The organism is Vibrio quintilis (assembly GCF_024529975.1).
GTDB classification, from domain to species: Bacteria; Pseudomonadota; Gammaproteobacteria; order Enterobacterales; family Vibrionaceae; genus Vibrio; species Vibrio quintilis.
The window spans coordinates 1-21,187 of sequence record NZ_AP024897.1 but is presented as its reverse complement, the minus strand read 5'-3'; the positions used below and the strand labels follow the sequence as shown (position 1 = coordinate 21,187).

Below are 21,187 nucleotides of genomic sequence, written 5' to 3'. Positions count from 1 at the left end.
AAAACTGACTATTCTCTACACATTCAATCTGTTCTTCATTTGAGTCCATCAAAACCCCTTGGGTGTTGTATGGTTAAGCCTCACGGGCAATTAGTACAGGTTAGCTCAACGCCTCACAACGCTTACACACCCTGCCTATCAACGTCCTGGTCTCGGACAACCCTTCAGAGCACTTAAAGTGCCAGGGAGAACTCATCTCAGGGCTCGCTTCCCGCTTAGATGCTTTCAGCGGTTATCGATTCCGAACTTAGCTACCGGGCAATGCGTCTGGCGACACAACCCGAACACCAGAGGTTCGTCCACTCCGGTCCTCTCGTACTAGGAGCAGCCCCCTTCAATTCTCCAACGCCCACGGCAGATAGGGACCGAACTGTCTCACGACGTTCTAAACCCAGCTCGCGTACCACTTTAAATGGCGAACAGCCATACCCTTGGGACCGACTTCAGCCCCAGGATGTGATGAGCCGACATCGAGGTGCCAAACACCGCCGTCGATATGAACTCTTGGGCGGTATCAGCCTGTTATCCCCGGAGTACCTTTTATCCGTTGAGCGATGGCCCTTCCATTCAGAACCACCGGATCACTATGACCTGCTTTCGCACCTGCTCGAGCCGTCACTCTCGCAGTTAAGCGGGCTTATGCCATTGCACTAACCTCACGATGTCCAACCGTGATTAGCCCACCTTCGTGCTCCTCCGTTACTCTTTGGGAGGAGACCGCCCCAGTCAAACTACCCACCAGACACTGTCCTTGTCCCGGATGACGGGACTAAGTTAGAACATCAAACATACAAGGGTGGTATTTCAAGGTCGGCTCCATGCATACTGGCGTACACACTTCAAAGCCTCCCACCTATCCTACACATGTAGGCTCAATGTTCAGTGCCAAGCTGTAGTAAAGGTTCACGGGGTCTTTCCGTCTAGCCGCGGGTACACTGCATCTTCACAGCGATTTCAATTTCACTGAGTCTCGGGTGGAGACAGCGTGGCCATCATTACGCCATTCGTGCAGGTCGGAACTTACCCGACAAGGAATTTCGCTACCTTAGGACCGTTATAGTTACGGCCGCCGTTTACCGGGGCTTCGATCAAGAGCTTCGCCTAAGCTAACCCCATCAATTAACCTTCCGGCACCGGGCAGGCGTCACACCGTATACGTCATCTTACGATTTTGCACAGTGCTGTGTTTTTAATAAACAGTTGCAGCCACCTGGTATCTGCGACTCCCCTCAGCTCCATCCGCAAGGGACTTCACCATGAGGAGCGTACCTTCTCCCGAAGTTACGGTACCATTTTGCCTAGTTCCTTCACCCGAGTTCTCTCAAGCGCCTTGGTATTCTCTACCCGACCACCTGTGTCGGTTTGGGGTACGATTCCTTACAATCTGAAGCTTAGAGGCTTTTCCTGGAAGCATGGCATCAATGACTTCACTACCTTAGTAGCCCGACATCGTGTCTCGGCCTTAAAGAAATCCGGATTTACCTGAATTTCAAGCCTACGCACTTGAACCTGGACAACCGTCGCCAGGCCCATCTAGCCTTCTCCGTCCCCCCATCGCAATTGTAAGAAGTACGGGAATATTAACCCGTTTCCCATCGACTACGCTTTTCAGCCTCGCCTTAGGGGTCGACTTACCCTGCCCCGATTAACGTTGGACAGGAACCCTTGGTCTTCCGGCGTGGGGGTTTTTCACCCCCATTATCGTTACTCATGTCAGCATTCGCACTTCTGATACGTCCAGCATGCCTTACAGCACACCTTCAACCGCTTACAGAACGCTCCCCTACCCAATACATAAAATGCATTGCCGCAGCTTCGGTTTATTGCTTAGCCCCGTTACATCTTCCGCGCAGGCCGACTCGACTAGTGAGCTATTACGCTTTCTTTAAATGATGGCTGCTTCTAAGCCAACATCCTAGCTGTCTGAGCCTTCCCACATCGTTTCCCACTTAGCAATAATTTGGGACCTTAGCTGGCGGTCTGGGTTGTTTCCCTCTCCACGACGGACGTTAGCACCCGCCGTGTGTCTCCCGGATAGTACTTACTGGTATTCGGAGTTTGCAAAGGGTTGGTAAGTCGGGATGACCCCCTAGCCTTAACAGTGCTCTACCCCCAGTAGTATTCGTCCGAGGCGCTACCTAAATAGCTTTCGGGGAGAACCAGCTATCTCCGGGTTTGATTGGCCTTTCACCCCTAGCCACAAGTCATCCGCTAATTTTTCAACATTAGTCGGTTCGGTCCTCCAGTTGATGTTACTCAACCTTCAACCTGCCCATGGCTAGATCACCCGGTTTCGGGTCTATATCCAGAGACTGAACGCCCAGTTAAGACTCGCTTTCGCTACGGCTTCCCTATCCGGTTAACCTTGCCACTGAATATAAGTCGCTGACCCATTATACAAAAGGTACGCAGTCACCCCATTAAAGAGGCTCCTACTGCTTGTACGTATACGGTTTCAGGTTCTGTTTCACTCCCCTCACAGGGGTTCTTTTCGCCTTTCCCTCACGGTACTGGTTCACTATCGGTCAGTCAGGAGTATTTAGCCTTGGAGGATGGTCCCCCCATGTTCAGACAGGATATCACGTGTCCCGTCCTACTCGTTTTCACCTTATTTGCATCTTCGGTTACGGGGCTGTCACCCTGTATCGCGGCACTTTCCAGAGCCTTCACCTGACACATATAAAACTTAAGGGCTAATCCGGGGTCGCTCGCCGCTACTGCCGGAATCTCTGTTGATTTCTTTTCCTCGGGGTACTTAGATGTTTCAGTTCCCCCGGTTCGCCTCATTTACCTATGTATTCAGTAAATGATATCTGCTGATGCAGATGGGTTTCCCCATTCGGAAATCCCGGACTCATGTGGGTCTTACTCCCTCATCCGGGCTTATCGCAAGTTAGTACGTCCTTCATCGCCTCTGACTGCCAAGGCATCCACCGTATACGCTTAGTCACTTAACCATACAACCCCAAAGGGTCTTACGGTCAAACAACCAAGGTTGTCTGCAATTATTTAAACATGATGCAGACTTTGATTTTGCCGGACTCAAATTTTTTCTTCTGCCGAAGCAGAAGCCAAGAACACTTGAATGTGTGTTGGTGTATTCATTTCTGAATACTTTGAGAACTTTTACAAACAATCTAAAAGATTGTTTTGTCAGCTTTCCAAATTGTTAAAGAGCTTGATTTGTTATTACAAACCATTTTAAAACATACTCAAATCAATACGCTTTGAAATGGTATCCCGTAGGGGAGTCGAACCCCTGTTACCGCCGTGAAAGGGCGGTGTCCTAGGCCTCTAGACGAACGGGACACTTTCATATCTCTTTTCTAAACCAAATCAATCTGTGTGAGCACTCATCAACGTATCTTTATCGTTAAGGAGGTGATCCAGCGCCAGGTTCCCCTAGCGCTACCTTGTTACGACTTCACCCCAGTCATGAACCACAAAGTGGCAAGCGTCCTCCCGAAGGTTAAACTACCTGCTTCTTTTGCAGCCCACTCCCATGGTGTGACGGGCGGTGTGTACAAGGCCCGGGAACGTATTCACCGTAGCATTCTGATCTACGATTACTAGCGATTCCGACTTCATGGAGTCGAGTTGCAGACTCCAATCCGGACTACGACGGACTTTTTGGGATTCGCACACTCTCGCAAGTTAGCTGCCCTCTGTATCCGCCATTGTAGCACGTGTGTAGCCCTACTCGTAAGGGCCATGATGACTTGACGTCGTCCCCACCTTCCTCCGGTTTATCACCGGCAGTCTCCCTGAAGTTCCCACCCGAAGTGCTGGCAATCAAGGATAAGGGTTGCGCTCGTTGCGGGACTTAACCCAACATTTCACAACACGAGCTGACGACAGCCATGCAGCACCTGTCTCATAGTTCCCGAAGGCACACTCGAATCTCTTCAAGCTTCTATGGATGTCAAGAGTAGGTAAGGTTCTTCGCGTTGCATCGAATTAAACCACATGCTCCACCGCTTGTGCGGGCCCCCGTCAATTCATTTGAGTTTTAATCTTGCGACCGTACTCCCCAGGCGGTCTACTTAACGCGTTAGCTCCGAAAGCCACGGCTCAAGGCCACAACCTCCAAGTAGACATCGTTTACGGCGTGGACTACCAGGGTATCTAATCCTGTTTGCTCCCCACGCTTTCGCATCTGAGTGTCAGTATCTGTCCAGGGGGCCGCCTTCGCCACCGGTATTCCTTCAGATCTCTACGCATTTCACCGCTACACCTGAAATTCTACCCCCCTCTACAGTACTCTAGATGACCAGTTTCAAATGCTGTTCCGGGGTTAAGCCCCGGGCTTTCACATCTGACTTAATCATCCACCTGCATGCGCTTTACGCCCAGTAATTCCGATTAACGCTCGCACCCTCCGTATTACCGCGGCTGCTGGCACGGAGTTAGCCGGTGCTTCTTCTGTGGCTAACGTCAAAAGCAAAGCGTATTAAACTCTGCCCCTTCCTCACCACTGAAAGTACTTTACAACCCGAAGGCCTTCTTCATACACGCGGCATGGCTGCATCAGGCTTGCGCCCATTGTGCAATATTCCCCACTGCTGCCTCCCGTAGGAGTCTGGACCGTGTCTCAGTTCCAGTGTGGCTGATCATCCTCTCAGACCAGCTAGGGATCGTCGCCTTGGTGAGCTCTTACCTCACCAACAAGCTAATCCCACCTGGGCATATCCCGACGCGAGAGGCCCGAAGGTCCCCCTCTTTAGTCCGTAGACATTATGCGGTATTAGCCATCGTTTCCAATGGTTATCCCCCACATCAGGGCAATTTCCCAGGCATTACTCACCCGTCCGCCGCTCGACGCCAAGAAAGCAAGCTTTCTTTCGTTTCCGCCCGACTTGCATGTGTTAAGCCTGCCGCCAGCGTTCAATCTGAGCCATGATCAAACTCTTCAATTAAAGTTTTTTGAAGCCTAAGCTTCGGCTCAGTGATTACTGAATTGACTGTGCCGCTATTCATTCTGCAACTCAAAGCTGCTTCCTGATAGCTGTTGGTCACTCATTCTCACTGATAAATCTTTTATAAGATATCAATTAACGAGTACCCACACAGATTGATTGGTTTATATTGTTAAAGAGCTTTTCTTCTCAGCGTTGCTTCGAAGAGGCGGTCATTCTAGCGAGATAATTTTCAGTGTCAAACACTTTTTTAAATTTTTCTCTTTAGCCCTGACCGGACTCACATCGTTCAGGCAGTTGTTGTTGCCATCCCGTGTCAGTGGGGCGCATTATAGGGGAGTAATTATATCTGGCAAGCACTTTTTTCTACTTTTTATTAAATACTTAAATAAACACATCAGAAAGGCTATTTTATGCCCAAAAAAAACATATCATTTACAAATCAAAAACGAATTAGCAAAATTTGAGACCTTTTGCCAGTTTGTATATTCAACTTCTTTTGATGTATCGGTCTCACCGCCAGTCATTGACATAATAAGCCTAATCATCATCTTATCGATAAAACGGTATCTTGGATAACGTAAAGCTCCGGCAAAAACACCTATCATTTCAGGCGACCATTTTGACTTTTTGAGAAATGTCTGAACATATACACTACCTTCTGGCGTGTCTTTTAGTTGTTCTTCCTTTCGGGCAGTTAAATTCACACATATAAATGCAGCTTTCGAACAAGACAGCTCTTTTTGGTGGATATCAATAAATCGATATAATGAAGGATGAAAATGCCCGTATCGTATCGAAGCGGCAATAAGAATTTTATCGTATACCGATAGATCTACTTGAGGATTCAGATGTAAATCAACCAGATCACATTGATATTCAGTAAAACTCTGCATGATAAAATTAAGAATTTTCTTCGTTTGACCTTCCCGGGTTGAATATAAAAAAATAGCTCTTTTCATCATGATCTCAGTTTTTCCAAAATGTTGGTGTAAGTAAAATTAGCAAAGTAAAAACTTCTAACCGCCCAAATAACATAGAAACAACCAGAATCCATTTTGCGCCATCGTTAATATCAGCAAAATGGACAGACACCTCTCCCAGTCCTGGCCCTAAATTATTCAGAGTTGCGACAACAGCGGAAAAAGCACTCAGTTCATCCATCCCGGTAGCGATCAGAGCAAGCATACAAACAACAAACACCAGAGTATATGTTGAAAAGAATCCCCACACCGCATCAATCACACGGGGAGATAATGGGGTATCTCCCAGTTTTATCGGATAAATGGCTCTTGGGTGAACTAAACGCTTCATCTCCCGAACTCCCTGTAAGGTCAATAAAAGAACCCGAATAACTTTCAGTCCTCCGCCAGTAGATCCTGCACAACCACCAATGAAAGAAGAGAATAAAAGTAACACCGGCAAGAATAGTGGCCAGTCAGAAAACCCTGTCGTTGTAAAACCAGCCGTTGTGGATATAGAAACAGTTTGGAAAAGCGCCTGAAAAAAAGTGTCTACTGAGGACTTGTCTGATTGATGTATGAATAAAATAAGAAAGCAGATCAAAAAAAGTAGGCTTTGAATGAAAAGAAATGCCCTGAATTCACGATCTTTCCAATAGTACTTTGGGTGAATGCCTTCATAGGAGAAGGCAGCATAGTGTAGCGTAAAGTTACATGATGATATTAATAAAAAAATCACCGTAATCGTATCAATCACATAACTGTTAAAGTATCCCATACTTTCATCATGTGTAGAAAAACCACCAATAGCAATCGTTGAAAAACTATGGCAGATAGCATCAAATAATGACATCCCGGCCAACCAGAATGACAATGCACAGAACACAGTAATACTGAGGTATATGTACCAAAGTGCTTTTGCCGTTTCCGCAATTCGGGGAGTAACCTTTGTATCTTTTACCGGCCCGGGAATTTCCGCCCTGTAGAGCTGCATTCCACCAATTCCCAACACAGGTAAAATTGCGACAGCCAGAACAATGATTCCCATGCCACCAAACCACTGCAGAAATTGCCGATAAAACAAGATCGCCTTTGGTAAATGATCCAGTCCGACAATAACAGTCGCTCCTGTAGTCGTTAAAGCAGAAAATGATTCAAAAAATGAATCCGTCAAAGATATTGCCGGCGCATCTGAAATGATGAAAGGGATAGCACCTGCGCTACCAATAACTATCCAGAAAAGAACAACAATCAGAAAACCATCACGGGATTTTAATTCATGCTTAGACTGACGGTTTGGGAACCAAATGACAGCCCCACATATAAGTAAGATAAAAAACGTCGTCAGAAAAGCCACACCGGCACCATCACGATATATGAGAGCTACCAGAGCAGGTGCCAGCATGGATACACTAAAAAAAGCTAACAATATCCCGACAATACGGGTAATTGAACGAAATTGCATACTTATATAGTTTTAAGGTAAACCTCAAATTTCCTGTAAATTATTCAATAGTTCAACAACAACTCTGGCTCTCGATTTATTGATAATAGCTTGTTTAAACTCTTCTAAATGAAGAACTTCAATTTCAATAAGTAAAATAACGTTATGTAAATACTGTGCATCCACTTCCTTTGCCTGGAAGTTTTCGATCACCGGCCTGACAACTGAAAGCAACTCATAATCCAGAGTTACTTTCACTGCAGTAGTCACTTTCTTTTCAACAACCTGAATTTGTTTCAATGCCTGCTGAACACCGCCACCATACGCTTTGACTAATCCTCCGGTTCCCAGCTTGATCCCACCAGAATACCGGACAACGACAGCTGTAATTTCTCCAATTCCGGATCCCGAAAGCTGGGATAATATAGGCTTTCCTGCAGTTCCTGATGGTTCACCATCATCACTAAATCCCCACAACATTGAATTTTCAGGCACCCCGGCAACAAAAGCCCAACAATGATGCCTGGCTCCCGGATGTAACGCTCTAATCTGACAAATATACTGCTTTGCTAAATCAGTTCCAGGCGTATGATGAAGATAAGTCAAAAACCTGCTTTTTTTGATTTCTTCTTCATATTGAACAGAATCTGAAGGAATCAAGTAAGGTTGAATATGAATCATATAACAAAAAATATTCTATTATGCAGAAGGTGCGTATAACGATCTGAAGTGAACATTCCAACTCATTCCTGCAACTTAAATAACTGAAAACCGCATTATATACCCAAGCAACCTGAAGATGCATGATTCAGCGTGCAGCCGAAAGGTGCAGTTCAAGGAAAGAGAATGCAGGAATGTGCCCACCTTTCAAATTCTCTTGACGCAGAAATGTGCCTTTCAGCTCACGCCCTGCGGGTGAGTTTGTCTGGCTCTGATACGGCGTGACTGATTTTCAACGTAGAATGACTATGTTTTCGAATCAGTGCCTTGTCTCAGAGCCAGACAAATCTCACTGAACCCTGCATCTTCAGGTTGCTTGGGTATAGTGTCAGCATATAAAAACACTGACACAAAATATAGACTATTTTTTCGTCGGCCTTTCCCAGTGACTAACTCTGCGTTCTTTTGCCCGGGTTATCACCAGCTCGCCTTCAGAAACATTCCTGGTCAATGTTGTACCAGCACCAATAGTGGCACCATCAGCAATGACCACTGGTGCAACTAACTGGCTATCAGAACCGATAAAAACATCATCTCCAATTGTTGTCTGGAATTTATTTGCACCATCATAATTACAGGTAATCGTACCAGCGCCAATATTCACCCGGTCCCCGATGACAGAATCACCAAGGTAAGTCAGATGATTTGCTTTAGACCCACACCCTAATCGGGATTTTTTCATTTCAACAAAATTGCCTACATGAGCATCATCCAGCATTTCAGCACCAGGCCTTAAGCGAGTAAAAGGTCCGACTGTACATGATTCACCAACAATTGCCCCTTCAATCACACTATAGGGCCGAACCAGTGAATTATCATCAATTTCACAATCTTTCAGAATACAACCGGCACCAATGACGACATTATTTCCAATAGAAACACAACCCTCAATAATAACATTTACATCAATATCAACATCTGTCCCGCATTGTAGTTCACCTCTGAGGTCAAACCGCTCAGGATCACGAAGCATCACACCTTGCTCAAGCAGCTTTTCTGCCTGATTTTTTTGATACATGCGCTCGAGTTTTGCGAGTTGTACTCTGTTATTCACCCCTTCAACTTCAATACTATCCTGTGGATGAACAGCCGTAACTTCTTTTCCTTCACTGTGAGCCATCGCAATAATATCTGTCAGGTAAAACTCTCCCTGGGCATTATCATTATTTAGCAGAGATAACCAACGTTTCAGATCTTTTCCGGAAGCAACTAAAACCCCCGTATTTATCTCTTTGATTGACTTTTGTACGTCTGAAGCATCCTTTTGCTCCACAATTGCAGTAACACCACCATTCTCACGAACAATGCGTCCGTATCCATCAGGGTTGTCTAAAACAACTGTTAAGAGAGCAATACCAGATTCAGGATATGAATCTAACAACTTTCCAATCGTTTCTTCAGAAATCAGCGGAACATCACCATACAGGACAACAACTTTTTCATTCTCTTCAAAAATATCAGCAGCCTGATTAACAGCATGTCCGGTACCTAATTGTTCTGACTGATAAACCCAGTTAACAGACTCTTCGGATAAAGTCTGCTTCATTAAATCTCCACCATGCCCGTAAACCAAATGAACCTTATTGACTCCAAGTCCCTGACATGTATCAATCACATGCTTGACCATTGGTTTTCCGGCGAGCGTATGAAGAACCTTTGGTTTTTGGGAGTACATGCGAGAACCTTTCCCGGCGGCTAATATGACTGCACTAAATTTCATTCTAGTTACCTGTTGATGAGATGATATAAAAACACCATAAAACCTATTTTATACAGTAATCGCTGAGGTGTTAAAGAAATCCTGATAATGGATAAAGATATCAATTCGAAAAAAAAGCGGCCTTTATCAGGCCGCTTCTAAATTTTAACATCGCAAATTTTAGCGACGCTGTTTTACCAGCTCGATAACCCGGAGCTGAGCAATCGCTTTCGCAAGCTCGCTTTCCGCTTGAGCAAAATCCATATCGCCGTGCTGATTCTTAATATTTTCTTCAGCCCTGCGCTTGGCTTCTTCTGCCTTTGCTGCGTCCAGATCTTCACCACGTATGGCTGTATCAGCGAGTACAGTCGATGTACTCGGCTGAACTTCAACCATGCCACCAGAAACATAAATGATTTCTTCGTGGCCGTGTTGCTTCACAATACGCACCATACCGGGCTTAATCGCAGTCAGTAGTGGAGCGTGACCATGGTAAATACCAAGTTCACCCTCACTACCTGTCACCTGAAATGTTTCTACCATACCGGAGAATATCTTCTTCTCAGCACTCACAACATCCAGGTGAAAGGGAATTGACGCCATATAGCCTCCTAATCAGCCCTAAAGCTTTTTCGCATTCTCAATTGCTTCGTCAATCGTACCGCAGTACATAAACGCTTGCTCTGGAATGTCGTCATACTCACCTGACAGTAAGCCTTTGAATCCTCTTAAAGTTTCTTTAAGAGTTACATAACAGCCTGGCTGACCTGTAAATACTTCCGCTACGTGATAAGGCTGAGTCAGGAAACGTTCGATCTTACGAGCACGTGCTACAACCAACTTATCGTCTTCAGATAATTCATCCATCCCCAGGATGGCAATAATATCTTTCAACTCTTTATAGCGTTGAAGTGTAGACTGAACGCCACGGGCAACATCATAGTGCTCCTGACCAACAACAAGCGGATCAAGCTGACGGGAAGTTGAATCCAGCGGGTCAATCGCAGGGTAAAGACCCATTGCAGCGATGTTACGACTTAGTACAACTGTTGCATCCAAGTGAGCAAATGTTGTTGCTGGAGATGGATCCGTCAAGTCATCCGCAGGTACATATACAGCCTGAACCGAAGTAATCGAACCATGCTTTGTTGAAGTAATACGTTCTTGCAGCACACCCATTTCTTCAGCAAGTGTCGGCTGATAACCAACCGCAGAAGGCATCCGTCCTAACAAAGCAGATACTTCTGTACCAGCAAGGGTATATCGATAAATGTTATCGATAAACAATAGAACATCACGGCCTTCATCACGGAATTTTTCAGCCATTGTCAAACCAGTCAAAGCAACGCGCAAACGGTTACCCGGTGGCTCGTTCATCTGACCATAAACCATGGCTACTTTAGACTCTTCAGGATGTTCAATGTTTACAACCCCAGCTTCCTGCATCTCGTAATAGAAATCGTTCCCTTCACGGGTACGCTCACCTACACCAGCAAATACAGACAAACCTGAGTGTTTAATTGCAATGTTATTGATAAGCTCCATCATATTAACGGTCTTACCAACACCTGCACCACCAAACAAGCCAATTTTACCGCCTTTAGCAAACGGACAAATCAGGTCAATAACCTTAACACCCGTTTCTAAAAGTTCAGTCGCATTAGACTGCTCTTCATAGCTTGGCGCTTCACGGTGAATCGCATACAGTTCTTCTGCACCAACTTCACCACGTTCATCAATCGCGTCTCCAAGGACGTTCATGATACGACCAAGTGTTTTTGTACCTACTGGTACTGAGATTGGAGCGCCAGTATTATCAACTACCATTCCACGACGTAAACCATCCGAGCTACCCATGACGATACAGCGCACAACGCCACCGCCTAACTGTTGCTGTACTTCAAGTACCAGACGCTCTTTCGCATCTGCAACATTCAGAGCATCGTATACACTTGGTACTTCACTCTGTGGGAACTCCACGTCGACTACTGCACCAATGATCTGTACGATCTTACCTGTAGTCATCGTTAATCCTCTAAACTATTTCGTTTTACCAATGCTTAAACAGCAGCCGCACCTGAAACAATCTCAGATAGTTCTTGTGTAATCGCAGCCTGACGGGCTTTGTTATACACAAGCTCAAGATCTTCAATCAGATTCCCGGCATTATCTGTTGCAGCTTTCATAGCGACCATTCGCGCAGCCTGCTCACAAGCCAGATTCTCTACAACCCCCTGATAAACCTGAGACTCAACATAACGTTTTAGCAACGTATCTAGTAAAGGCTTAGGTTCAGGCTCATAAAGATAGTCCCATGAGTGCTGACGTTTAGACATTTCTTCGCTTTCCAGCTTCGGCAAAGGTAACAATTGATCGATCGTTGGTTCCTGTACCATGGTGTTCACAAAACGGTTAAACACGACATAGAGGCGATCCAACTCACCTTCATCATATTTCTTCAGCATCACGCTAACAGAACCAATCAGGTCTTCCAATGCTGGGTTATCACCCAACCCTGAAACCTGAGCAGATACTTTAGCGCCACTGCCATTAAAAAATGCTGTTGCTTTTGAGCCTATGACAGCCACATCCACTTCAACACTTCTTTCTGACCAGCTTTTCATGTCCTGCATAGATTTCTTGAATAAATTAATATTCAAACCACCGCAAAGACCCCGATCAGTAGAAATAATGATATAACCAACACGTTTCGCATCACGCTCATCCAGATAAGGATGACGATATTCCAGATTAGCGTTCGCGACATGACCGATCACTTTACGTATCGTTTCTGCATAGGGACGGGAAGCTTCCATCGCGTCCTGACTGCGACGCATCTTAGAAGCTGCTACCATCTCCATTGCTTTCGTAATCTTCTGAGTGCTCTTCACACTTCCGATTTTATTACGTATCTCTTTCGCGCCGGCCATCGTTACTCTCCATTAGCTGGTGGTATTCACATCACCACCGACCTGTTTACCAAGTTTGGTTTGCTTTGAACTCATCGACCAGCTTTTTCAGCTTCGCTTCGATGTCATCGTTATAAGCACCAGTCTGGTTAATCTCAGCGACTAAATCAGCATATTGATTGTGAGCAAACGACAGTAGGGCAGCTTCGAAATCAAGCAATTTATTTAACTCAATATCTTCAAGATAACCACGTTCAGCAGCAAAGATAACCAATGACTGATCAAATACAGACATAGGTGCATATTGCTTCTGCTTCATCAACTCAGTTACTTTCTGACCATGATCAAGCTGTTTCTTAGTCGCATCATCCAGATCAGAAGAGAATTGAGCAAACGCCGCTAATTCACGATATTGTGCCAGTGCAGTACGAATACCACCAGATAGTTTCTTCATGATCTTCGTTTGAGCTGAACCACCAACACGGGATACAGAAATACCCGGGTCAACCGCAGGACGAACACCTGCATTAAACAGTTCAGTTTGAAGGAAGATCTGACCATCAGTAATAGAGATTACATTCGTTGGTACGAAAGCAGAAACATCACCAGCCTGAGTTTCGATAATAGGAAGAGCTGTCAGAGAACCTGTTTTCCCTTTCACTTCACCATTAGTGAAATGCTCAACATACTCTTCACTTACACGAGCAGCACGCTCAAGTAAACGTGAGTGTAAGTAGAAAACATCACCAGGGAAAGCTTCACGACCAGGAGGACGCTTCAGCAACAAAGAGATTTGACGATAAGCAACAGCTTGTTTAGAGAGATCATCGTAAACAATCAATGCATCTTCACCACGATCTCTGAAATATTCACCCATCGCACATCCGGCATAAGGAGCCAGATATTGTAAAGCTGCGGACTCAGATGCGGAAGCAACAACAACAATTGTATTTGCTAATGCGCCATGCTCTTCAAGTTTACGAACCACGTTTGCAATTGTTGATGCCTTTTGGCCAATTGCAACGTAGATAGAGAAAATACCTGAATCTTTCTGGTTAATAATGGCATCAATTGCCATTGCTGTTTTGCCAGTCTGACGGTCACCGATGATCAATTCACGCTGACCACGACCAATAGGAATCATCGAGTCGACAGACTTATAACCAGTCTGTACTGGTTGATCAACCGATTTACGATCGATTACACCAGGTGCTATAACTTCTACAGGAGAAGACAATTTAGCATCAATCGAACCTTTACCATCAATTGGCTCACCTAGTGTATTCACTACGCGACCCAGTAGCTCTGGCCCTACAGGTACTTCAAGAATACGACCAGTACCTGTAACTTTGGTGCCTTCCTTCAGGTCGGCATATGGCCCCATAACAACAGCACCTACCGAGTCTCGCTCAAGGTTAAGTGCTAATGCATAACGGCCACCCGGTAATTCAATCATTTCACCTTGCATCACGTCCGTCAGGCCATGAATGCGGATAATACCATCGCTTACCGATACGATAGTACCTTCATTGCGAGCTTCACTAACAACGTTAAATGATTCTATTCGCTGTTTAATTAGATCGCTAATTTCCGTGGAATTAAGTTGCATGCTCCAATCCCCATTAAGACTGTAGGACATCGCTCAGTCGGGACAATCGTCCAGACATTGAATTATCGATGACTAAGTCTCCGGCTCGAATTATAACCCCACCGAGTAGGGCCTCATCTATACTGCAATTCAGCTGAACTTTGCGCTCAAGTCGCTGTTCCAGTTTGTTACTGATTTCTGTTTTTTGCTGTTCAGAAAGCTCAGTTGCAGAAACAACTTCAACTTCAACTTGCTTTTCGTGCTCAACTTTAAGCTCAAAAAACAAATCACAGACATCAGAAAGAGCTTTTAATCGCCCATTCTCAGCCATCACCTTAATCAGGTTTTGACCGAATTCATCAAACTGTTCACCACAAACGGCAATAAATAATTCTGCCATTTTTTCGGCAGCCATAGAGCTATTTAACAGCTCCTTCATATGCTCGTTTTGGGTAACCTCAGCAGCAAAAGTAAGCATCTCTCCCCATTGGTCGAGTTGCCCTTTTTCCACCGCAAAGTCAAACGCTGCTTTAGCATAGGGGCGTGCGACAGTTGCCAAATCAGACATATTCGCCCCCCCAGCTATAGTTTTGCAGTAATATTATCGAGAATATCTTTATGCGCTTCTTTATCGATTGAACGCTCAAGAATTTTCTCTGCACCAGTCACAGCTAATACTGCCACCTGTTTACGTAAGTCATCACGAGCTCTGTTACGTAATGATTCAATCTCGGCTTCAGCCTGAGCGATAATTTTTTCACGCTCACCTTCAGCTTCAACACGAGCTTCATCAATAATTTGTAACTTACGCTTATTTGCTTGTTCGATGACTTCAGCAGCGGCACGTTTAGCTTCTTTGATGCGTTCAGAAGCATTCGCTTTCGCTAAATCAAGATCTTTTTCAGCACGTTCGGCTGCAGACAAACCATCAGCAATTTTTTTCTGACGTTCTTCAATAGCTGTCATCAATGGTGGCCATACAAATTTCATGCAGAACCAAACAAAAAGAGCGAAAGCTATCGCTTGACCGAACAGAGTTGCGTTTATATTCACCGCAGACTCCTCATATGTTTGCAAATAGGAAAATACACTAACTAATCACAGTGCAATTATACTAGCCAGCAACCGCAAACATGACGTATAGACCAAGACCAACAGAGATCATAGGAATTGCGTCAACAAGACCCATTACGATAAAGAACTGAGTACGGATAAGTGGGATAAGATCAGGCTGACGAGCAGCACCTTCAAGGTACTTACCACCCAGCATACCGATACCGATTGCTGCACCAATTGCTGCTAGGCCCATCATGATCGCCGCTGCAAGATACAGCAGATCCATGTTCAAGTTTTCCATTATTGACTCCAAGTTATACTATTGAGTTTTATGATAAATAAGTTTGAATTAGTGTTCTTCTGATGCTTGAGATAAATAAACTATCGTCAATACCATGAAGATAAATGCTTGTAATGTGATGATCAATATATGGAAAATAGCCCAAGGAACGGACAATAACCATTGAGACCACCAGGGTAATAACCCGGCAATCAAAATAAAGATCAACTCACCAGCATACATATTTCCGAACAAACGAAGACCCAGTGATACCGGCTTCGAAACCAAAGTGACACCTTCCAAAATCAAATTGATTGGAATAAATGCCCAATGATTAAAAGGTTGTAGTGTTAACTCTTTTGCAAATCCGATTGGTCCTTTAATTTTAAAACTGTAATACAGAATCAAAGCAAAGACACCTAACGCCATTGATAGCGTTATGTTCACATCTGCAGAAGGAACAACACGTAGATAATGAATTCCTATCAAGCCTGCTGCATGAGGAAGGAAATCTACCGGGATCAAGTCCATTAAGTTCATCAGGAACACCCATCCGAAAATGGTTATCGCCAATGGAGCAATTAACGCACTTTTTCCGCTGAATACATCTTTTACCGTTCCATCAACAAATTCGACGAGCATTTCGACGAAGCATTGCAACTTCCCGGGGACATCACTTGAAGCATTTTTTGCAACACGGGAAAACAGCCAAAGCATACCAGCCCCTAAAAGCACTGATATAACCATGGAGTCAATGTTAATACTCCAAAAGCCGTCTCCTGAACTCAAAAAAGTCAGGTGGTGAGCGATATATTCTTGAGTGGTTTGAGTGGTTTCACCTGAACCAGACATTGAATATCCTATCTATTCACGGTTGATTGAAAAAAATGACGTTACGAACTGAACGACACTACCAAGACAATAAAAAGCAACAAACACACCCGCACTAATGTCAACTTTCTTAAAAATAAACACTAATACGCCTGCGGTCATAATCAACTTATAGACATTGCTAATAAACGCACGGCCAACATCTGAAAATTCATTCCCAGTATCACGGCCAGAATGCATATATAAATTGGCTAATAATGTAGGTACACAGTACGCAAGCCCCCCGAGAAAAGTAGACAATCCACTTTTCTCACCCAGCGCATAGTTCACGATAGCGGCAGATATGCTAAAAAAGGTTATCTGCCAAAGAAATGACAACATATACCATTTGTTTAACATAATTTACCATCCGTTAACTATAGGCCGATTATACATTCGACCCTATCTTTTACAATAAAGCCGAACCTACAATTCCTTAAAATATGTCACAAAAAGCAATACCATAGCGCATAAAAAACATCAGCGCTTTACTTTACGGCTTCCTGTGAATCTACCTGATGTGTTAACGACTGCAAAATCTCTTCCAGCTTCTGATTTTCATCAACACGAATCGTAATCGTTCCTTTCCCTTTATCAGAAAGAGCAACAGAAACTTTTGCTTGTAACATTTCACCCAATCTTTCAGACAAATTCAATGCCTGATTCGTTACAACAGGTTTCTGAATTTTCTCAGCTTCTGGTTCCAGGGCTTTCTTAACTAACTGCTCAGTTTGACGAACAGTTAAATGTTTTTTTGCTACTTCATGAGCAATCAGAGCCTGCTTTTCACCTTCAAGAACAAGCAGAGCCCGGGCATGCCCCATATCCAGTTTACGCTCTTCAACAAGCAACTTCACCGCATCATCAAGCTGATTTAAACGCAATAAATTACTGACAGTAGCCCGGGATTTACCAATAACATCCGCAACCTGCTGATGAGTTAATTCAAACTCATCCTGTAGCCGTTCCAGAGCCTGAGCTTCTTCGATGGCATTCAAATCTTCACGTTGAATATTTTCTATCAGGGCCATTGCAATCGCTGCCCGATCTTCAACTTTTTTGACCAAACACGGTACAAGCTTCAACCCGGCAAGTCTTGCTGCTCTCCAGCGTCTTTCACCTGCAATAATTTCATACATGCCTTGCCCGACAGGACGAACGATGATGGGCTGTATAATTCCCTGAGACTGAATGGATGCTGAAAGTTCTTCCAAAGCTTCAGGAGAAACATCTTTACGAGGTTGATAGGTTCCTGGTTTTAAATGAGTTATCGATATATCGGTAAGCTCACCATCTGAAGAAAGAGATTGGCTATGAGTCGCAACCTGTTGCTTTTCTCTGGCCAGAGAGCTGGTTGACAATAAAGCATCCAACCCTTTTCCTAAACCACGTTTAGACATAAAAACGAATCCTATGTATTAATACTTAAGCGAAAACTTCATCACGACGTAACATTTCCCCGGCTAAAGCCAGATATGCTTTCGCGCCCACAGAATACTTATCATAATACATAGCAGGTTTACCATGACTAGGCGCCTCAGCAAGGCGAACATTACGTGGAATAACAGTTCGGTATACTTTATCACCAAAATGCTTCTTGAGCTGATCTGATACCTCATTAGACAAGCGATTACGAGGATCAAACATCGTTCTTAGCAAACCTTCTATCTTCAGATTGTTGTTAACAACTGCAGCCAGCTTACTAATGGTATCCATTAGTGCTGTCAGTCCCTCAAGTGCAAAATATTCACATTGCATCGGCACTAAAACAGAATCAGCGGCAGCCATCGCATTGATTGTAAGAAGGTTTAAAGAGGGAGGACAATCGATAAAGATGAAATCATAGTTATCACGAACCGACGATAACACGTTTTTTAAACGAACTTCACGGGCAAAAACTTCCATGAGTTTTATTTCTGCAGCGGTCACATCAGCATTTGCAGCAATCAAATCATAATGACCGGTCGTTTTCTGGCAAACAACATCTTCAAAAGGAACTTCTTCAACTAATAAATCATAAGCCGTGTAATCAACCTGATATTTATCGACACCACTTGCCATTGTGGCATTTCCCTGTGGATCCAGATCAATGACTAAAACCTTGCGTTTTGTTGCTGCCATTGATGCAGCTAAATTCACACAAGTTGTTGTTTTCCCAACCCCGCCTTTCTGATTGGCGATTGCTACAATTTTACTCACGATCTGCCTCGCTGTTTATTTCTTGCGCGATAAGATTACAAGATGACGCTCACCTTCTAACTCAGGAACAACTAAAGATTTGACATCTGTCACAGAATATTCTTCAGGAAGCTGATTTATCTCATCGTGCGGTACTTGTCCTTTTAAAGCCAGAAAAACACCATTCTGCTGATCCGGAAGATGCTGGCACCAATCTATCATATCTAAAACAGAAGCGAATGCACGGCTTAGAACACCATCAAACTTATTTTGTGGGTGAAATGCCTCAACTCTGCTTTGTACAGGCTCAACATTATCAATTTTCAGCTCATAAATGACCTGCTTAATGAAACGAATCCGCTTTCCAAGACTATCGAGTAATGTAAAATTTTTCTCAGGATTCATAATTGCTAAGGGAATTCCCGGCAATCCAGGGCCGGTTCCGACATCAATAAACCTTTCACCACTTAAGTGAGGACTCACAACAATACTATCTAAGATATGTTTAACCAGCATCTCTTCAGGATGACGAACAGAAGTCAGATTATAAGCTTTGTTCCATTTGTTTAATAAAGCAACATAACCGGTTAATTGCTCCCTTTGATGTTCACTGACCTCTAAGTCAGTCTGCGCTATCAGTTGATCTAAACGAGCTCTCAAAGTCGTCATCTAAGCGGCTTCTCCCTTTTTGAGTAAACCATTTTTCTTGAGATAAACCAGTAAAATAGAAATGGCCGCAGGTGTTATGCCTGAAATTCTGGAAGCAATACCAATTGTTTCAGGCTTGGCTGTATTCAACTTGAGGATCACTTCATTCGACAAACCTTTCACATCTTTATAATCCAGATCTAATGGTAGTTTTGTATGTTCATGACGCAATGATTTTTGAATTTCATCTTGCTGTCTTTGAATGTACCCCTCATATTTCACCTGGATTTCAACCTGCTCAGTCGCTTGTTGATCCTCTGATGCCGGCGCATACTGAGACAACGAAGTCAGTTTTTGGTATGTCATTTCAGGTCTGCGTAGCAGATCCTCTCCGTTCGCCTCGCGGGATACAGGTGTTTTCAGCATGGTATTCAGTTCATCAATCCCGACAGACTGCGGATTGACCCAAATATCTTTCAGACGCTGGCGCTCAGTTTCCATATTTTCGATTTTTTGATTGAACCGCTTCCAACGCGTCTCATCAACAAGCCCCAATTCATAACCTTTTTCGGTTAAACGCAAATCAGCATTATCTTCACGAAGCAGCAACCGGTATTCAGCACGGGAAGTAAACATACGATAGGGCTCTTTCGTCCCTAATGTAGAAAGATCGTCGATCAAAACGCCCATATATGCCTGATCCCGTCTCGGGCTCCAGCCTTCTTTGTCCTGTGCATACAAACTCGCATTCAGTCCGGCGACTAACCCCTGGGCTGCAGCTTCTTCATATCCGGTTGTTCCGTTAATTTGTCCGGCAAAAAACAATCCCTGAATACATTTATTTTCATAGGTTTGTTTCAGATCTCTCGGATCAAAAAAGTCATATTCAATCGCATAACCAGGCCGGACAATATGCGCATTTTTAAATCCATTCATTGAACGGACGATCTCTACCTGAACATCAAAAGGCAAACTGGTTGAGATACCATTTGGATATAATTCTGCTGTCGTCAGCCCTTCCGGCTCAATAAAGATCTGATGGCTGTCTTTATCAGCAAACCGCATTACCTTATCTTCGATCGAAGGACAATAACGCGGTCCAATTCCTTCAATGACACCTGCATACATCGGGCTCCGGTCCAGATTATCACGAATAACCTGATGGGTTTTACTATTGGTGTAAGTGATATAACAGGGAATCTGGCGGGGATGTTGTTCTCTGTTACCCAAGAAAGAAAACACAGGCGTAGGATCATCGCCGTGCTGAACAGCGAGCTCAGAGAAATCAACTGTCGTTGCATCGATCCTCGGAGGAGTTCCAGTTTTTAACCGATCAACTCTCAGCGGAAGTTCCCGGAGTCTTTTTGCCAAAGCAATTGAAGAAGGATCCCCCGCCCGGCCACCAGAGTAATTTTCCATACCGATATGGATCTTGCCACCCAGAAAAGTTCCGACAGTCAATACTACTGATTTGGCCCGGAATTTCAGTCCCATCTGAGTAATCACACCAGTGACTTTATCCTGCTCGACCAGTAAATCATCAACAGATTGCTGAAACAATGTAAGGTTCGGTGTTTTCTCCAGAGAACTCCTGACGAAAGACTTATAAAGCGCACGATCTGCCTGAGCCCGTGTCGCCCGGACAGCCGGACCTTTTGATGCATTTAATGTCCTGAACTGAATACCCGCATGATCAATTGCCTGAGCCATCAGGCCACCTAATGCATCAACCTCTTTCACTAAATGGCCTTTTCCTATTCCGCCAATAGCCGGATTACAGGACATCTGGCCCAGGGTATCAATATTATGTGTCAGTAATAAGGTTTTTTGTCCTGTTCTGGCAGAGGCTAAAGCGGCTTCCGTTCCTGCGTGACCGCCACCAACGACAATGACGTCAAAATTTTCGTGATAAAGCAT

General features: G+C 44.3%; 17 protein-coding genes, 1 tRNA gene and 2 rRNA genes. All 20 read right to left on the bottom strand.

The genetic code is table 11. The annotated features are described in order from the left end of the window. Window positions 1-69 precede the first annotated feature (69 nt). The 20 genes from OC443_RS00100 to mnmG all read right to left on the bottom strand — a co-directional run bounded on the left by OC443_RS00100 (window position 70) and on the right by mnmG (window position 21,187). Window positions 70-2,957 (bottom strand): 23S ribosomal RNA (locus OC443_RS00100). Window positions 2,958-3,233: 276 nt separating this feature from the next. Then, window positions 3,234-3,309, bottom strand: a tRNA-Glu gene (locus OC443_RS00095). A 65-nt stretch (window positions 3,310-3,374) separates the two neighbouring features. Continuing rightward, a 16S ribosomal RNA gene (locus OC443_RS00090) occupies window positions 3,375-4,916 on the bottom strand. The 16S and 23S rRNA genes sit together here with 1 tRNA gene alongside, the layout of an rRNA operon. Before the next feature lie 431 nt (window positions 4,917-5,347). Then, a complete protein-coding gene (gene hemG / locus OC443_RS00085) occupies window positions 5,348-5,878 on the bottom strand; it encodes a menaquinone-dependent protoporphyrinogen IX dehydrogenase (RefSeq protein WP_073581969.1) in 531 nt (176 codons plus the stop codon). Window positions 5,879-5,885: 7 nt separating this feature from the next. Beyond that, on the bottom strand, window positions 5,886-7,343 hold the full coding sequence (locus OC443_RS00080; RefSeq protein WP_073581970.1) for a TrkH family potassium uptake protein: 1,458 nt from the start codon (window positions 7,341-7,343) through the stop codon (window positions 5,886-5,888). A gap of 24 nt (window positions 7,344-7,367) precedes the next feature. Further along, complete coding sequence (locus tag OC443_RS00075) at window positions 7,368-8,000, bottom strand: YigZ family protein (protein ID WP_073582182.1); 633 nt, start codon at window positions 7,998-8,000, stop codon at window positions 7,368-7,370. Between the two features lie 403 nt (window positions 8,001-8,403). Continuing rightward, window positions 8,404-9,762: a bifunctional UDP-N-acetylglucosamine diphosphorylase/glucosamine-1-phosphate N-acetyltransferase GlmU gene (gene glmU, locus OC443_RS00070; protein WP_073581971.1), complete on the bottom strand. Its 1,359-nt coding sequence runs from the start codon at window positions 9,760-9,762 to the stop codon at window positions 8,404-8,406. Between the two features lie 159 nt (window positions 9,763-9,921). Then, window positions 9,922-10,344, bottom strand: a complete 423-nt coding sequence (locus tag OC443_RS00065; protein ID WP_073581972.1) for a F0F1 ATP synthase subunit epsilon — start codon at window positions 10,342-10,344, stop codon at window positions 9,922-9,924. A gap of 18 nt (window positions 10,345-10,362) precedes the next feature. Further along, the gene (atpD, locus tag OC443_RS00060; RefSeq protein WP_073581973.1) at window positions 10,363-11,766 is read right to left on the bottom strand and encodes a F0F1 ATP synthase subunit beta; all 1,404 of its coding nucleotides are present in this window, start codon (window positions 11,764-11,766) and stop codon (window positions 10,363-10,365) included. Window positions 11,767-11,801: 35 nt separating this feature from the next. Then, window positions 11,802-12,671 (bottom strand): F0F1 ATP synthase subunit gamma, encoded by an 870-nt coding sequence (gene atpG / locus OC443_RS00055; protein WP_073581974.1) that lies wholly within the window; start codon window positions 12,669-12,671, stop codon window positions 11,802-11,804. A 46-nt stretch (window positions 12,672-12,717) separates the two neighbouring features. Further along, complete coding sequence (gene atpA, locus OC443_RS00050) at window positions 12,718-14,259, bottom strand: F0F1 ATP synthase subunit alpha (RefSeq protein ID WP_073581975.1); 1,542 nt, start codon at window positions 14,257-14,259, stop codon at window positions 12,718-12,720. Between the two features lie 13 nt (window positions 14,260-14,272). Beyond that, window positions 14,273-14,806, bottom strand: coding sequence for a F0F1 ATP synthase subunit delta (atpH, locus tag OC443_RS00045; protein WP_073581976.1), 534 nt, complete (start codon window positions 14,804-14,806; stop codon window positions 14,273-14,275). A 14-nt stretch (window positions 14,807-14,820) separates the two neighbouring features. Continuing rightward, complete coding sequence (gene atpF / locus OC443_RS00040; RefSeq protein ID WP_073581977.1) at window positions 14,821-15,291, bottom strand: F0F1 ATP synthase subunit B; 471 nt, start codon at window positions 15,289-15,291, stop codon at window positions 14,821-14,823. Window positions 15,292-15,352: 61 nt separating this feature from the next. Beyond that, on the bottom strand, window positions 15,353-15,595 hold the full coding sequence (gene atpE / locus OC443_RS00035) for a F0F1 ATP synthase subunit C (RefSeq protein WP_021021406.1): 243 nt from the start codon (window positions 15,593-15,595) through the stop codon (window positions 15,353-15,355). Between the two features lie 48 nt (window positions 15,596-15,643). Continuing rightward, the gene (atpB, locus tag OC443_RS00030; RefSeq protein ID WP_073581978.1) at window positions 15,644-16,426 is read right to left on the bottom strand and encodes a F0F1 ATP synthase subunit A; all 783 of its coding nucleotides are present in this window, start codon (window positions 16,424-16,426) and stop codon (window positions 15,644-15,646) included. Between the two features lie 12 nt (window positions 16,427-16,438). Further along, window positions 16,439-16,804 carry an ATP synthase subunit I gene (locus OC443_RS00025; RefSeq protein ID WP_073581979.1) on the bottom strand — a complete coding sequence of 122 codons (366 nt, stop codon included), beginning with the start codon at window positions 16,802-16,804 and terminating at the stop codon, window positions 16,439-16,441. Window positions 16,805-16,932: 128 nt separating this feature from the next. Next, complete coding sequence (locus OC443_RS00020; RefSeq protein ID WP_073581980.1) at window positions 16,933-17,844, bottom strand: ParB/RepB/Spo0J family partition protein; 912 nt, start codon at window positions 17,842-17,844, stop codon at window positions 16,933-16,935. Window positions 17,845-17,869: 25 nt separating this feature from the next. Next, window positions 17,870-18,643, bottom strand: coding sequence for a ParA family protein (locus OC443_RS00015; RefSeq protein WP_073581981.1), 774 nt, complete (start codon window positions 18,641-18,643; stop codon window positions 17,870-17,872). Window positions 18,644-18,658: 15 nt separating this feature from the next. Then, a complete protein-coding gene (rsmG, locus tag OC443_RS00010) occupies window positions 18,659-19,291 on the bottom strand; it encodes a 16S rRNA (guanine(527)-N(7))-methyltransferase RsmG (protein WP_073581982.1) in 633 nt (210 codons plus the stop codon). Beyond that, the gene (mnmG, locus tag OC443_RS00005; RefSeq protein WP_073581983.1) at window positions 19,292-21,187 is read right to left on the bottom strand and encodes a tRNA uridine-5-carboxymethylaminomethyl(34) synthesis enzyme MnmG; all 1,896 of its coding nucleotides are present in this window, start codon (window positions 21,185-21,187) and stop codon (window positions 19,292-19,294) included. It lies immediately after the preceding gene.